Source organism: Caproiciproducens lactatisolvens (genome assembly GCF_052443335.1).
GTDB lineage: Bacteria > Bacillota > Clostridia > Oscillospirales > Acutalibacteraceae > Caproiciproducens.
Window position 1 is genome coordinate 1,470,942 of the sequence record NZ_CP195750.1, and the last position, 15,149, is coordinate 1,486,090.

18 protein-coding genes are annotated in these 15,149 nt (G+C 52.1%); all 18 read left to right on the forward strand.

Going from position 1 to position 15,149, the window contains the following annotated elements:
• Window positions 1-9 precede the first annotated feature (9 nt).
• On the forward strand, window positions 10-645 hold the full coding sequence (locus tag ACRQV7_RS07185; protein WP_444659998.1) for a lysophospholipid acyltransferase family protein: 636 nt from the start codon (window positions 10-12) through the stop codon (window positions 643-645).
• A 4-nt stretch (window positions 646-649) separates the two neighbouring features.
• On the forward strand, window positions 650-1,249 hold the full coding sequence (locus ACRQV7_RS07190; RefSeq protein WP_444659999.1) for a lysophospholipid acyltransferase family protein: 600 nt from the start codon (window positions 650-652) through the stop codon (window positions 1,247-1,249).
• Entirely contained in the window at window positions 1,246-3,219 is a 1,974-nt protein-coding gene (locus ACRQV7_RS07195) for a bifunctional 4-hydroxy-3-methylbut-2-enyl diphosphate reductase/30S ribosomal protein S1 (RefSeq protein ID WP_444660000.1), read from the forward strand. The genes ACRQV7_RS07190 and ACRQV7_RS07195 overlap by 4 nt, the downstream gene beginning before the upstream one ends.
• A 115-nt stretch (window positions 3,220-3,334) precedes the next feature.
• A complete protein-coding gene (yunB, locus tag ACRQV7_RS07200; protein ID WP_275717802.1) occupies window positions 3,335-3,982 on the forward strand; it encodes a sporulation protein YunB in 648 nt (215 codons plus the stop codon).
• 34 nt (window positions 3,983-4,016) lie between these two features.
• A complete protein-coding gene (gene ligA, locus ACRQV7_RS07205) occupies window positions 4,017-5,996 on the forward strand; it encodes an NAD-dependent DNA ligase LigA (protein ID WP_444660002.1) in 1,980 nt (659 codons plus the stop codon).
• A 226-nt stretch (window positions 5,997-6,222) separates the two neighbouring features.
• Window positions 6,223-6,669: a DUF2975 domain-containing protein gene (locus ACRQV7_RS07210; protein WP_444660003.1), complete on the forward strand. Its 447-nt coding sequence runs from the start codon at window positions 6,223-6,225 to the stop codon at window positions 6,667-6,669.
• Window positions 6,670-6,682: 13 nt separating this feature from the next.
• Window positions 6,683-6,892, forward strand: a complete 210-nt coding sequence (locus ACRQV7_RS07215) for a helix-turn-helix domain-containing protein (protein ID WP_275717805.1) — start codon at window positions 6,683-6,685, stop codon at window positions 6,890-6,892.
• Window positions 6,893-6,903: 11 nt separating this feature from the next.
• Entirely contained in the window at window positions 6,904-8,478 is a 1,575-nt protein-coding gene (locus ACRQV7_RS07220; protein WP_444660005.1) for a DUF4153 domain-containing protein, read from the forward strand.
• Window positions 8,479-8,583: 105 nt separating this feature from the next.
• Window positions 8,584-9,603, forward strand: a complete 1,020-nt coding sequence (locus tag ACRQV7_RS07225; RefSeq protein WP_275717807.1) for a stage III sporulation protein AA — start codon at window positions 8,584-8,586, stop codon at window positions 9,601-9,603.
• The gene (locus tag ACRQV7_RS07230) at window positions 9,590-10,030 is read left to right on the forward strand and encodes a stage III sporulation protein AB (protein WP_275717808.1); all 441 of its coding nucleotides are present in this window, start codon (window positions 9,590-9,592) and stop codon (window positions 10,028-10,030) included. The genes ACRQV7_RS07225 and ACRQV7_RS07230 overlap by 14 nt, the downstream gene beginning before the upstream one ends.
• Before the next feature lie 18 nt (window positions 10,031-10,048).
• A complete protein-coding gene (gene spoIIIAC / locus ACRQV7_RS07235) occupies window positions 10,049-10,243 on the forward strand; it encodes a stage III sporulation protein AC (RefSeq protein ID WP_038323975.1) in 195 nt (64 codons plus the stop codon).
• A 3-nt stretch (window positions 10,244-10,246) separates the two neighbouring features.
• On the forward strand, window positions 10,247-10,636 hold the full coding sequence (locus ACRQV7_RS07240; protein ID WP_275717809.1) for a SpoIIIAC/SpoIIIAD family protein: 390 nt from the start codon (window positions 10,247-10,249) through the stop codon (window positions 10,634-10,636).
• Between the two features lie 2 nt (window positions 10,637-10,638).
• Window positions 10,639-11,778, forward strand: coding sequence for a stage III sporulation protein AE (locus ACRQV7_RS07245; RefSeq protein WP_444660007.1), 1,140 nt, complete (start codon window positions 10,639-10,641; stop codon window positions 11,776-11,778).
• Window positions 11,775-12,251 carry a stage III sporulation protein AF gene (locus ACRQV7_RS07250; RefSeq protein WP_275717811.1) on the forward strand — a complete coding sequence of 159 codons (477 nt, stop codon included), beginning with the start codon at window positions 11,775-11,777 and terminating at the stop codon, window positions 12,249-12,251. The genes ACRQV7_RS07245 and ACRQV7_RS07250 overlap by 4 nt, the downstream gene beginning before the upstream one ends.
• Window positions 12,241-12,831, forward strand: a complete 591-nt coding sequence (locus ACRQV7_RS07255) for a stage III sporulation protein AG (RefSeq protein ID WP_444660009.1) — start codon at window positions 12,241-12,243, stop codon at window positions 12,829-12,831. Before ACRQV7_RS07250 ends, ACRQV7_RS07255 begins: the two co-directional genes overlap by 11 nt.
• Before the next feature lie 24 nt (window positions 12,832-12,855).
• A complete protein-coding gene (locus ACRQV7_RS07260; RefSeq protein WP_444660010.1) occupies window positions 12,856-13,434 on the forward strand; it encodes a SpoIIIAH-like family protein in 579 nt (192 codons plus the stop codon).
• Window positions 13,435-13,809: 375 nt separating this feature from the next.
• Window positions 13,810-14,232, forward strand: coding sequence for a transcription antitermination factor NusB (gene nusB / locus ACRQV7_RS07265; RefSeq protein WP_275717814.1), 423 nt, complete (start codon window positions 13,810-13,812; stop codon window positions 14,230-14,232).
• Window positions 14,216-15,148, forward strand: a complete 933-nt coding sequence (locus ACRQV7_RS07270; protein WP_444660012.1) for a peptidase M22 — start codon at window positions 14,216-14,218, stop codon at window positions 15,146-15,148. Before nusB ends, ACRQV7_RS07270 begins: the two co-directional genes overlap by 17 nt.
• Window position 15,149: the final 1 nt, after the last annotated feature.

A 15,149-nucleotide genomic window follows, 5' to 3' on the forward strand; every position in this document is an offset into this window, starting at 1 on the left:
GGTGAGACTATGAAACGTACGCCGCTTTATAATTTTGGCAAGATTTTTGTTCAGGGCTTTCTGAAATATTTTATTCCCTATCGGGTGAATAACAGGGAAAATATGCCCGAATACGGCAGGGTGATTGTTTGCTGCAACCATGTCAGCCTGTCGGACCCGGTCCGGCTGGCTTTTACACAGCAGCGTCAGATTTTTTTCATGTCCAAAGCGGAATTGTTTGAAAACAAAGCGTTGGGGCTGCTGCTTTCTTCGCTCGGCGCTTTCCCCGTACAAAGGGGAAGAGGCGATAGAACAGCGATCAACCGGGCGGGAGAGCTGCTTGAAAACGAGCAGGCGCTGGGTGTCTTTATTGAGGGTACGCGCTCCAAAACGGGGGAGTTTCTTCAGCCGAAGTCGGGCGCGGTGATGCTTGCCCATAAATACAACACCCCGATTCTGCCGTGCTGCATTACTGCAAAGGACGGCGGGGTGCCGAAAATGTTCCACAAATGCATGGTGTCGTACGGAAAGCTGATCCAGCCGGACGAACTCGGCATTGAAAACGGCTCCGGCAGTGAATATCGCAGTGCCTCCCGTTTTGTGATGGAGAAAATGGCCGAACTTCGCGAGCGGGACCTGGACACTTTTCTGGCCGCAGGGGTCTGAAAGAATGCTGTATTTTTTCTGTCTTCGTCTGGCTGCCCCTCTGGCCCGGCTCATTTACCGGGTACAGTACAGGGGAGTTGAAAATATTCCCGGCAGCGGAAAGCTGATTGTTTGCAGCAATCACAAATCGGTGATCGACCCGCTTTTTCTTGCGGCGCCTTTCAGACGGCAGGTCCGTTATATGGCGAAGTCCGAACTTTTTGAAAATCACGGAAAGCTGGCGTGCTGGTGGCTGTACCGCATGGGCGCTTTCCCGGTTGTAAGGGAAAGCGCTGACGCGCAGTCCATGAAGACCGCTCTGCATATCCTGTATGACGGCGGGATTCTGGGGATTTTCCCGCAGGGGAAATGTGTCTTTGACAACGCGCCGTTCCGGCCGAAAGCCGGAGTGGCCATGCTTGCCTATAAAGCACAGGCGCCTGTATTGCCGGTATCCATTTACTGCGACGGCGTCATCAGGCCGTTTCGCCGGGTGACCGTCCGTTTTGGTGAGCCGATTCCCTTTGAGAAACTGGGGCTGAAGGACCATTCGTCCGTTTCCCTCCGCGCGGCGGCGGGAACGATCGCGGAAAAAATCAACAACATGCTGGAGGAAAAACATTGAAAATCATCGTCGCCCGTTCCGCTGGCTTCTGTTTCGGCGTGAACAGGGCAGTGGAAATGGTCAATGGGCTTTTGGATCAGGGGAAGAAGGTCTGCACGCTGGGCCCGATTATTCACAATCCGCAGACTTTGGAACAGCTTGCCTCGCGCGGTGTGACAATCGTGGACTCGCCCGATCAGGCACCTCCGGATTCGACCATGGTCATCCGCTCCCACGGAGTGCCGAAGGCGGTTTATGACAGCCTGCTTGAGAAAAAAGCCGATTTTGTGAACGCAACCTGTCCTTTCGTCGCAAAAATACACAATATTGTTTCAAAAGCTTCCGCTGAGGGAAAAACGGTGCTGATTGCCGGCGATGCCCATCATCCGGAAGTAGAGGGTATCCGGGGGCACTGCACAGGAAAATGTTATGTTTTCAAAAATGCCGCGGAGCTGCAAAATATTTTGGAACGTTTTCCGGTTGCACGGGAAGATTCTCCCTGTGTGGTTGCTCAGACGACTTTCAGCGTCTCTGAATGGGAAAATTGTTTGGAAATGCTAAAAAGGGTATATACAAATGCAACAATTTTTGATACAATATGTAATGCGACTGCTAAGCGTCAATCGGAAGCGGAGTTTCTGTCCAGACAGTGCGACGCAATGATTGTGATCGGCGGCAGGGAAAGTTCCAATACAGCAAAACTTCGTGATGTGTGCATGAAAAACTGCACCACTTATCTGATAGAAACAGCGGACGAGCTGCCGCTGTCCGTTCTAAAAGAATCCGAATGTATTGGCATTACTGCCGGTGCTTCAACGCCGGCAAGCATTATAAAGGAGGTACTTGATACCATGTCAGAAATCAATGAGGGTGCTGGTCAAAATTTAATGGAGAATAATGCCGAGGGAAACTTCGAGGAAATGCTCGAGGAATCCCTAAAGAATTTAAATACAGATGAAAAGGTACACGGTGTAGTTGTCGGCATTACTCCCAGCGAAGTTTATGTCGACGTAGGCAGAAAGCAGGCCGGCTTTATTCCTGCCGCGGAGCTTTCCGCCGATCCCAACGTACGGCCCGAGGACCTTGTTAAGGTAGGCGATGAGATGGATCTTCTCATCATGCGCACCAACGACCAGGAAGGAACCATCATGCTTTCCAAGAAGCGCCTGGATGCCGCGAAGGGCTGGGAAGCCGTTACCGCAGCTGAGGAAAGCGAAGCTGTTCTGACCGGCATTGTCACCGAGGTCATCAAGGGCGGCGTCATCGCCGTCACAAACGGCGTACGTGTGTTTATCCCCGCTTCTCAGGCTACCGCTTCCCGCGGCGATCCGCTGGAGGACCTGCTGAAGAAAGAAGTCAAATTCCGCATTATCGAAGTAAACCGCGGCCGCAGACGCGCTGTCGGCTCCATCCGTTCCGTACTGAAGGACGAGAGAAAAGCACAGGCGGAGAAGTTCTGGGAAACCGCGGAGGAAGGCAAGGAATATACCGGTGTTGTCAAGTCTCTGACCGCTTACGGCGCGTTTGTCGATCTGGGCGGCATCGACGGCATGATCCATATTTCCGAGCTCTCCTGGGGCAGGATCAAGCACCCTTCCGAGGTCGTCAATGTCGGCGATACGGTTCAGGTTTATATCAAGGGACTCGATCAGGAAAAGGGTAAGATTTCCCTTGGCTACAAGCGTGCGGAGGACAATCCGTGGGAAATCCTCAAGCGTGATTATCCTGTGGGCACAGTCTGCGATGTTACGATTGTCGGCATGACCGCTTTCGGCGCTTTCGCAAGAATTATTCCTGGTATCGACGGTTTGATACATATCTCTCAAATCGCCGATCACAGAATCGAAAAGCCGCAGGATGTTTTGAAGGTCAACGACGTTGTAAAAGCCAAAATCACCGAGATCGATTTTGACAAAAAGCGTGTCAGCCTTTCGATCAGAGCTTTGCTCGAACCTGTTGAGCAGGCTGTCGAAGAGGTACCTGCCGAATAATTTTCGATCGTAAACGGCGCAAAGGAACTCAGGTTTCTTTGCGCTTTTTTGCTGTCCTTTCACATTTTGATTCCTTCCGAGTATTATGAAGGTATGAGACTTGGGAGGTGTTGCTATGAGAAGGTGGCACAGGTTCGGATATGGTAACCGTATACATACGCGAATTTACTGGAAATCGCTGATTGTCATAATTCTTTGTCTGGGGTTTATAATATTAATTGATTCCCATTTTCGTCCCATCATCAAATCGATTACGACCAATCAGGCCCGCATTCAATCCATCGACACCATTAACAACGCCGTAACCGAAGAGCTGGCCCAAAACGGGGTGACCTATCAGGATCTGGTATCGGTGGAACGGGACAGTAGGGGCAAAATATTGGCGATTACAACGCAGATGGTAAAGATGAATGAACTGAAATCTGCCATTATCTCCAATGTACAGAAGGAAATCGGAGACGACGGCCATATGGATGTAGGCGTTCCTTTGGGAACGCTTACAGGCAGTGATCTGCTTCATGGCTGGGGCCCGAAGGTGCCGCTCAGGCTGACGCTTTCCGGAAACGTGAACGCGGACTTCAAAAGCACCTTTGAGTCCGCCGGAATCAACCAGACGAAGCATCAGATCATTCTGAATGTGCACACCAGTGTGTATTCTTTTCTGCCGGGTTTTGATACCACTACGGAAGTGGACACCAATGTCCCCGTTGCGGAAACAATCATTGTAGGCGATGTACCGCAGGTAGTTGCAAACATAAATTAATCTGCTATTATTAGTAGCGAGAGGGTTGATTTTCATGGATGTTAAAGAAGCGAAAAAGCAGCTGAAAGAACTGAGGAAGCAAATCGAATATCATAATAAAAAGTACTATACGGAAGACGCGCCGGAAATCGACGACTATGAGTACGATATGATGTACCGCCGTCTGCAGCAGCTTGAAGAACAGTTTCCAGAGCTGGTCACTCCCGATTCTCCCACGCAGAAGGTTGGCGCGGAGGTCCTGAATAAATTTCAGCCCGTCGTGCACACCGTTCCCATGGAAAGCCTGCACGATTCCTTTTCCGAGCAGGAGCTGATTGATTTTGACCGCAGGGTGCGTGCTGCCGTGGACCACCCGGTCTACATTGTTGAGCCGAAATTTGACGGTCTTTCCGTTTCGCTGGAGTACCGTGACGGCCAGTTTGTCAGGGGCTCCACCCGTGGAGACGGCACAGTTGGAGAGGATGTAACGGATAATCTCAGAACCATCCGCACCGTACCGAAACAGCTGACCCGGCCGCTGCCGTTTCTGGAAGTGCGCGGTGAGGTATATATGTCGCATGAGAGCTTTTTCCGCCTTTCCGAGCGTCAGGAGCTGAACGATGAAAAGCCCTTTAAAAATCCGCGCAATGCCGCGGCGGGTTCCCTCCGGCAGAAGGATTCCAGGGTTACCGCTTCCCGCACCCTGGACATTTTTGTGTTCAATGTGCAGCAGCTGGTCGGAGAGGAGCTTCACAACCATGATGATGCCCTGAACTTTTTAAAGGAGTTGGGATTTGCCGTACCGCCTTTTTTTACCTCCTGTTCCACGGTGGAGGAGGTCATAGACGAGGTCAACCGGATCGGGGAGCTGCGCGGCTCGCTGGACTATTCCATCGACGGCGCCGTCATCAAGGTCAATTCTTTTGTTCAGCGCGATGTTTTGGGGAGCACCTCAAAATTCCCCAAATGGGCGGAAGCGTTCAAGTATCCGCCGGAAGAGAAGGAAACCAGACTGCTCAGTATTGAAATCAATGTCGGGCGTACCGGCGTCTTGACCCCGACGGGCGTTTTTGAGCCGGTCACGCTGGCGGGAACGACGGTAAGCCGCGCCACGCTTCACAATGAAGACTTTATCCATGAAAAAGATATCCGTATCGGTGATACCGTCATCCTGAGAAAAGCCGGGGAAATCATTCCGGAAGTTGTTTCCGTTGTATCGCATATGCAGGATTCCGAACCGTATGTCATGCCCGAGGTATGTCCGTCCTGCGGGGTCAGGGTGGCGCGCGAGGAGGGTGAGGCGGCTACGCGCTGCACCAATCCCGAGTGTCCGGCGCAGCTTTTGCGCCATATGATCCATTTTTCCAGCCGCGATGCCATGGACATTGAAGGACTTGGCCCGGCGGTGCTTGAACAGCTGATTCAGCAGGGACTGCTTTCCTCTCCTGCGGATTTATATACTCTGCGTCACGACCAGATCGTGTCATTGGAACGCAAGGGTGAAAAATCGTCTCAGAATCTGATCGACGCAATTGAGAGGTCGAAGGAAAACGACCTTTACCGGCTGGTTTATGCATTCGGAATTCCCCATATCGGTCTGAAGGCCGCCAAACTGCTTTCCTCCTGTTTTCGGAATATGGACGCGATCTTCCATGCTACGGCGGAAGAAATCGCCGCGATCGACGGCTTTGGCGGGGTAATGGCGGACAGTGTCGTTCAGTTTTTCGCACTGGACAATACGGCGCATCTGATCGGCCGGCTGCGCGACGCGGGGGTCAATATGCTCTGTAAAACAGTGGTGGACGACAACCGCTTTTACGGCAAGACCTTTGTGCTGACGGGAACGCTCCCGACCCTGACCCGGACGCAGGCGGGCGCCATCATAGAAAAGATGGGCGGGAAGGTGTCCGGCAGCGTTTCTAAAAAGACCGATTATGTATTGGCGGGAGAAGACGCCGGCAGCAAGCTGACAAAAGCGCAGCAGCTGGGGATAACGGTCATTTCCGAAGAGGAATTCAATGAGATGATTCAATAGTGACTTTTTATAGAATGCTTTAAAATCCGCGGAGCACGTTTTGTGTTCCGCGATTTTTTTATGTCATTTTTTTAGCAGCGCAAATAAATCCTTTGGCTGCAAAATATATTTCATCAAAATTATTGAACAACGAATAAAATATATCGATAAAAAATAAAATAATATTGATAATTAGTAATTGATATGATATAATACAAAGGAAAACATAGGAGGGGGATTCTGCTGTATGTGGAACAACTCAAAATCGTTGACGCTTTCTATTTTCTGTACCAGACTGTTTGCCGTCCTGCTGGCGGTGGGCGTATGCGCTGCGCCCGCGATTGTCAGCTGGTATTTTGGGGATGCTCCGGCGATACAGGCGCTGCACCTGCCGTTTCGCGTCACCATCTATCTTTGCGCGGTACCGGGTTTTATCCTGCTTTACTGCCTGAATACCCTGCTGAAAAATATCCGTGTGGGCAGCGTTTTTGTGCTGGAAAACACAAAAATGCTGCGGATTATTTCCTGGAGCTGTATCGCCGCTGGCGTCATCACTTTTGGTTCGGGCTTTTATTATGCCTCGTTTTTTATTGTCGCGGTAGCCTGCGCTTTCTTTGCGCTGATTATCCGTGTCATTAAAAACGTCTTTGAGCAGGCGATTGAGCTGAAAAGCGAAAATGACTTCACGATTTAAAGGATGGAAAAATATGCCCATTATCATTAATTTAGACGTCGTCATGGCGAAGCGGAAAATCACCTCCGGTGATCTTGCGGAAAAGGTAGGAATCACGCCGGCGAATTTATCCATCTTAAAAAACAATAAGGCGAAGGCAATCCGCTTTTCCACTCTGGAAGCTTTGTGCCGTGAACTGAAGTGCCAGCCCGCGGATATTTTGGAATATACCGATACGGAATAAAGGAGATTACTATGAATATCGCTGAAGAAAACGGGACCGCTTCGGTACCCGTAACCACAGGTGCGCCTGTTTTGCCCTCAACGCTGGGGTACGGCCAAATTCCCGCCGCTAAAAGATCGGAAATCCCGATTCCTTTTACCGGTACGGATACCCTGTTTGCACTGCTGTTTCTGGTGTGCGGTTATCTTTTTGTCTGGCTGATTACGCCGGAATGCTTTGGCTTGGGCGTGACCCTCTTTACCGCCGCGTTTTGTACGTTGGTACTTCTGTACCTGAAAAACCGTGGAAAACCCGTTCCGAAAAACAGCTGGTTCTGGCTGGCTTTGGTGGTTCTGTCGTCCGTCAATTTTTCCCTGTTCACCAATGTCTCTCTGCAGTTTCTCAACTTTCTGTTTTTGATGGGCTGCGCGGTCTATTGGGTCGCGGTACTGACCTCGGGCCGGATGGAAGAAAGGCTGGGTGCCTGTTTTATGCCCGATATGGTGAATCAGCTTTTCAAAATCCCGTTTTTGAATTTCGGCTGCGCTTCCAAAATCATCCGGCGTTCGGCGGTGAAAAACAAGAAAAGCAGGGTCCTTCTGGCTTCACTGGGCGGTGCGCTGGCGGCGCTGCCGGTTCTCTGGATTGTCCTTTCGCTTCTGATGCAGGCGGACGGGGCATTTCAGGCTTTGGTGAAGCAGTTTTCCGCCGACGTGGGAACCCATATCGTCAATTTTCTGTTCCGGCTTCTTCCGGCCTTTCTGACGGGAAGCTATCTGTTCGGCCTGCTGTACGGCAATATCCAGAAAAGGCGGGCCGACTCGATTACGGCTGAGAAAGCCGCTAAATTTTCCGAGAAGTGCAGAGTCGTTCCCACGGCCGCCGCTGTAACGGGAATCGTGCTCCTGTGCATTCTGTACCTGATTTTCTTCGGGGCGCAGACAGCCTCCCTGTTCAGCGCCTTTTCGGGGCAGGGGCAGAACGGGCTGACGCTTGCGGAATTTGCCCGGCGGGGGTTCTTTGAGCTCTGCAAAGTCGCGACGATCAACTTTGCCGTGATCACTTTTTCCTCCGTACTGATCCGGAGGGAGGAAGGGGAATTCCGCCTGATGAGGGCCATTCATATTTTCCTTTCAACGGAGACCCTTCTGCTGATTGCTTCCGCCCTCAGCAAGATGATTCTGTATATCGCCCGCTACGGGCTGACCCCGAAACGGGTATATACCAGTTGGTTCATGGCGGTTCTGGCGGTGATTTTTGTCCTTATTATCGTCTCCCGGTTTAAAAAGATCAATCTGGCTCGCAGCATCGTACTGACCTGCGCCGTCAGCTTTCTGATCCTCTGCTACGCAAATATCGACGGAAGGATTGTCAGGTATAATATCGGCCGGTACCAAAGCGGGACGCTGGAAACGGTCGACGTAGGTATCATGTACGGCGCTCCGGATGCTGCAAAGCCCTATGCGCTGGAACTGTACCGGAATACAAAGGATGCTTCCTTAAAAAAGGATCTGGAAAATTTTCTGCGGGATCAGAATCCGCAGAAAATCGAATTTCAGCAGATGAATCTGCAGAAATGGACGGCTCTCCGCCTTCCAATGGAATAAAAAGAGAAATCGGCTCCGCGGGAAATCCTCCCGCGGAGTTATTTTTTTGGTTCTAACACGGCCAAGTTGTCCATATCTATGTTATTGAAAGAGAGGACAAGGGATATGGATAACTACAGCGACCCAAGATTTGACTCGGCGGCAAAAGCAATCTGCGGCAGAATCGCAGGCCATTTCTCGCTTTTGCCCGGAGACATTAAAAAACAGGCGCAGGAGATCAGGCTCCGCGTCAATAAACCAATTTCCATCTGCTGTACGGGCGGAATCTACTTTTTGAATCAAACCGGAAGACTGACGTGCTATCCGGGCAGGGATGCCATGATTTCCACCAGGGAAGATATTGAGGAATGCTTCCGGAATATCTGCAGCTATTCGATTTACAGCCATCAGAATGAGATCAAAAACGGGTTTGTCACGCTGGCCGGGGGGCACCGGGTCGGCATCAGCGGAACCGCAGTGTTCCAGAACGGTGAAATTACCGGTATCCGGGATATTTCCTCCATCAACATCCGCGTTTCCCGGGAGATTCCCGGATCGGCTGCCGAAATTTTTCATTCCCTGAAAAAGGAGATTCATTCCGGCCTGCTCATTGCCGGCCCGCCCGCAAGCGGAAAAACCACCCTCCTGCGCGACATTGCCCGCCAGCTGTCCAGCGGCACCTGCGGGGATATCCGGAAGGTGGTCGTGGTCGACGAACGCGGGGAACTGGCCGGTATCTGTCTGGGGATACCGCAGAACGACCTTGGCTTCTGCTGCGACGTGCTGGACGGGTACCCCAAGGCGGAAGGAATCATGCAGGCCGTCCGCTGTCTTTCTCCGGAATTCATAATCTGTGACGAGCTTGGCGGAAACGACGAGGTTGCCGCGGTGGAGCAGAGCCTGAACGCGGGCGTCAGCATGATTTCCTCCATTCACGCGGGCAGCATTGAGGAATTCCTGATGAAAAAACAGGCGGTGCGCCTCTTGAAAACAGGGGCCTTCGGCTGTGTGGCCATGCTGAACGGGCACAGGGAACCGGGAAAAATACAAGGAATTTACAAGGCTGGTGATTTGCTTGCTAAAATTGACGGGCGCTTTGATTCTGATAGCCGCAGGGGCGCTTGCGGGGTATATGGAGTCGCATAGGCTTGCCGTGCGGGTGGAGCAGCTCGAACGGTTTCTGCGTTTTGTTTCCTCCGCACAGACGGAAATCCGCTTTTCCGCGCTGCCGGTAGAGCAGATCGTGCAGAGGCACGGCAGCGATTTGGAGTTTCTGCGGCAGTGCGGGGACTCTTTTCAAAAGAGCGGAGACTTCCAGTCCGCGTGGCAGGCCGGGGTCAAAGGCTGTGCGAAAAGCGGCGGGTTTAACGATAAAGATGTGGAATTGCTGAAAGGCTTTGGGAGCGGCTTCGGCGTAAGCGATACCGATGGGCAGCTTTCGCACTGCGCTCTCTATTATGAGCTCACGGCCCAGAACCTGAAAGAGGCAAGGGGCGAAAAGGAACGAAAATCAAGGCTGTATCAAATGTTTGGCGTGTTTTCCGGAATGGCGGCGGCACTCCTGCTATGTTAAGGATGGAGGAATCAAAAAATGGATGTGGATTTGATTTTTAAAATTGCTGCGATCGGCATCATCGTTGCGGTGCTGAACCAGCTGCTGATTCGTTCGGGCAGGGAAGACCAGGCAATGATGACGACTATTGCCGGTCTGATCGTAGTGCTCATGATGATTATCCAGCAAATAGACGCTCTGTTTAAGTCTATTAAATCCATATTCGGTTTGTAAGCCATGAATATGATTGCCGTTGCGGGAATTGCAGTGATCGCGGCGATTCTTGCGGTTATGCTGAGGCGGTATCATCAGGAATATTCCGTCGTCGTCAGTATCTGCGCCGGTGCTCTCATCCTGTTTGCGATACTGGAGAATATTGCCCCCGCGGTTCAGCAGATCAATACCCTGCTTTCCTCGGCAGGACTTTCCGCGGAGTACGCCGCAATTCTTTTCAAATCCCTTGGAATCTGCTTTCTGGCGCAGTTCGCCGCCGATTCCTGCCGGGACGCGGGGGAAAGCGCGCTGGCTTCGAAAGTGGAGCTCGCCGGAAAAATCGCGATTGTGGTGTTGTCGCTGCCGCTCTTTGAAAAGATCGCAAGCACGGCGGTAGGATTGATTGGTGGATAAGGATGAAAAAAATTGTATGCTTAGCCGTTCTGCTGCTCCTGATGACGGCGTTTTCCCTGCCGGTGCACGCCGCGTCGAAGCAGGACGATTATTACTCCCGCCAGCTTCAGGAAAGCGGGGCGGCGGACCTTGCGGACAAACTGCCCAATGACACCAGAAAAGCGCTGGAAGAGATGGGAATTGAGGATACCAACTGGGAAGGCATTCCCTCCATCACGCCGAAAAGCCTGTTTGACCAGATCCTTTCCGTGGTAGCGGGCAAAACGGGGGAGCCGTTCCGGGCGGCCGTTTCGGTAATCGCGGTCATGCTTCTGTGCGCGCTTTTGAACGGGATGAAGCTTTCCTTCGGCGAAAAGTCGCTGGGCGGAGTCATCGGCATGGTTTCCACGCTCTGTATCTGTGTGATTGTTGTAAACCCGATTGTGTCGTGTATTTCCAGCGCGGCGGCGGTGATCAAAACGGCCGCCGGGTTTCTGCTGGCCTGTGTTCCGGTCCTGGCGGGAATCATGATCGTGGCCGGACAACCCGCCACGGCCGGTTCCTACAATCTGTTGATGATGGCGGCGGGAAATGTGATTTCTCTGCTGTCCTCCAATATCCTGGTGCCGATGATGAACATTTTTCTGGCGCTTTCCATCGTGTCCGCGATTTCCCCGAACATCAACCTGAACGGGTTGTGCGAAGCCTTCAGCAAGGCCGTGAAATGGATTATGGGGTTCTGTATGACCATTTTTACCGGACTGCTGACCATGCACGGCATTGTTGCAACGGCACTGGATACAACGGGGACCCGCGCGGCAAGGTTTGTCGTCAGCAGCTTTGTGCCCGTGGTGGGCAACGCGCTGGGGGAGGCGCTCCATACCATCAACGGGTGCGTCAAAATGCTGAAATCCGGTGTCAGTGCGTTCGGACTGCTTGCGGGGCTTTTTGTTTTCCTGCCGATTCTTATTCAGTGCCTTGTCTGGCTGCTGACCCTTCAGGTCTGCATCGGGATCGGCGATATCTTTGAGCTGAAGGAAATCAGCTCGCTGCTGAAGGCTTCGGGGGACGTGATTGAAACGCTGATCAGTATCATTCTGTGCTGCATGATGATCCTGATGGTTTCCACCGTGATTCTGCTGATTATCGGAGGTGGGTCATGAACGCGGTCAGGGAATGGTCGGCCGCAATCTGCATGGCGGCCCTTGTCGCCGCAATGCTGCAGGGGCTTGTTCCAAGCGGCTCCATGGAAAGGATGGTCAAATTTGTCATCGGCGCTTTTGTGATCTGCGCGCTGATCGTTCCGCTCGCAAAAATCGTGCCGGAAATCTCCATGAGCATTCAGACGGATTCAGACAGCCCAGTCAATTCACAGCTTGAAAAAACGGTGGAAAAGCAGTATTCCGCCGCCGCGCAGGAGAGTATTACGAACTTAGTCGTATCGGAGTTGAACAATATCGATATTAAATGCAAAAATGTTAATGTGATTATGGATACAAACGAAGATGGCAGCATATCAATTAACAAGGTGGTTGTCATTCTGGCAAAAGGGTATGGCAAGGACAGAGAAAAGGCTTCGGCTCATCTGGAAAAAACGTTAGGACTGAAAATGGAGGTATCTTCCGATGAAAGCTAAGGATAGCGGCTTCGAGGAGGAAAAGAAGACGGTTTTCTCTAAGCTGGCGGACAATGATTTTTACCGCAAGGTCATTATTATCGGCGGTTTGATCGGAATCGCCCTGATTTTCCTCTCGGGCTATCTGAACCATGACCGCACCGATACGAAAGACGTATCGTCCCAGTCCGTGGTTACGGCCGAGCAGTACGCCAAAGAGTTGGAAACCAGCCTGACGGATATTGTGAACCGGATACAGGGGGCGGGGGAGGCCAAGGTCCTGGTAACGCTTGAACGGAGTAAGCAGTATGTGTATGCTACCGAGGAAAAAAGAAGCAATCAGACCACCGAGGACAAATCCGACGGTTCCACCACCAAAAACGAGGCGAATGACAACACGGAGACCACTTACATACTTGTCAAGGATGCCGACGGTGCCCAGAAAGCGCTTGCGGTAACTGAGGTTCAGCCGATCATAAAGGGTGTTGTCGTTGTCTGTGACGGCGGCGACAATCCGGCCGTACAGCAGGATATTATTTCCGCTGTGACAACAGCGCTGGATATTACTTCTGTGCGGGTATGCGTTATAAAAGCAAAATAATTTTAAACGGGGGGAATTTATTCTATGACTATGGGAAAGCGTCAGCTTGTTCTTGCGGCTTTGATTGTGGCGCTCGGTGCGGCGGTGTATTTAAACTGGCAGTTCTCGGGCGACAATCAATTGCTCGCCACCAACGCGGTTACCTCAACGGCGGATCATGAATTCGGGGAAGCCCAGCTTGCGGATGCTCCGGTATCCGGGTCGTCCAAGACGACTTCCGGCTCATCATCATCCGTACAGGCGAACGCGCCTGCGGCCAGCTATTTCAGTGAGGCGCGCCTGTCGCGCCAGAAAGCCAGAGACACGGCGGTTGAGCTTCTGGAAAAAGTTCTGACCGACGCGAAATCCAACGATGCGGCAAAAAAGGACGCGGTCGCACAGGCGGCTGTCATCGCACAGAATACTCTGAAGGAGAACAATGCCGAAAGTCTGATCAAGGCAAAGGGCTTTTCGGACTGCGTGGTCTTTCTCCAGAACTCGGAGTGCAATGTTGTGGTGAAAACGAACGATTCTTCACAGAACAACGCGATTGTCATCAAAGACATTGTTTCCGGCCAGTCGGGCGTCTCGTATGACAAGATTAAAATCGTCGAAGTAAAATAGCGTCCCCGGATTTTACAACCTGATTGCCGCACATAGAATTTTCAATTCCTTTCTGTTTATGCTGATTTTCTATAAACAACAGGAGAAACTGAAATTTATTTCTGCTGATTATTGAGAAATTACAGCATTCCCAGTTGATTCTGCAACAAGGTTGCGTTCCTTCCCCGCCTTCGGCGGGGAAGGAACGCGTTTTATCTTGCAGGCTGAAATGGAATTGCTGTAGCATCAGATAAAATATTTGATTCTGAAAAAGATTGTGGTATAATGTACCCGTGGATGTTTGAAAATATAATCAGCGGTTAAAACCCTCCACAGTTCAGTGGAGGGTTCTTTTCATATACGGAAGAAAGACGGCTGAAAAGACGGAGGAAGAAAATGAAAAGACACGAGGCGAGGGAACAGGCGTTTGCCTTGATTTTTGAAAGAAGTATCAACCACGATCCAACGGAACAGATTATTGACGCGGCCGGCCTGTCCAGAGATATTATCGTCGATGATTTTGCCGAAAGAGTCGCCGTCGGCGTGGAAGAAAACGAAGATGCCCTCAACGCCCGGATCGAAAAAAATATTCGCGGCTGGAAAATGAACCGCCTTTCCAAGGTGGCTCTGGCCCTGATGAAGCTCTCCATCTACGAAATGATGTTTGAGAAGGACATTCCCGTGAGTGTTTCCATCAACGAGGCGGTCGACCTTGCGAAAAAATACGGCGGCGCGGACGACGCTCCGTTTGTCAACGGCGTGCTGGGCTCGGTGGCAAAAGAGCTTGGTGAGAAGGAATCCCATGAAAGAGCCGATTGACGCGCTTGGCATCGACACCAGCAATTACACAACCTCCGCTGCTCTTTTTCAGGGCGGGACGATTTCTCAGCAGAAAATGCTTCTGCCCGTAAAGCAGGGGGAGCTCGGACTCCGGCAGAGCGACGCCGTGTTCCACCATGTGCAGCAGCTGCCGCAGGTGCTGGAAGCGCTGATTCGGAAAAAGCTTTCCGTCGGCGCGGTAGGGGTGTCGGACAGACCGCGCGACCTGGAAGGCTCTTACATGCCCTGCTTTACGGTCGGGCTCGGTACCGCAAAGGCCGTTGCGCTTTCGCTGGGGGTACCGCTGTATCTGTTTTCCCATCAGGCGGGGCACATTGCCGCCGCGCTGTATTCCGCCGGCAAACTGAACCTGCTTCACGAAAAATTCATTGCGTTCCATGTTTCCGGAGGTACGACGGAGGCGGTTCTCGTCACGCCGGACGAACGGACGATCTTCCGTACGCGGATCATCGCGCAGTCTCTGGATTTAAAAGGCGGACAGGCTGTGGACAGGGTGGGCGTCCTGCTCGGCCTGCCGTTTCCCTCGGGGAAAGCGCTGGAGCAGCTGGCCTTACGGGCGAATAAAACCTATCGTGTCAGGCCGTCGCTCAAAGGGGCGGACTGTTCCCTTTCCGGCGTGGAAAACCAATGTGCCGGAATGCTGAAAACAGGAGCGCCGAAAGAAGAGGTCGCGGCCTATTGCCTGTGCTCGATCTTGGCGGCGCTGGACGGAATGACCGCCGAACTGCTGAAGCAATACGGCAGGCTTCCCCTGCTGTTCGCGGGCGGGGTCATGTCCAACAGCCTGATCCGTGACGCGATGACGGAAAAATACGGCGCCGCTTTCGCCGCCCCGGAATTTTCAGCGGACAACGCGGCGGGAATTGCGGTTTTAACCTCAATAAAGGGGGCATAAT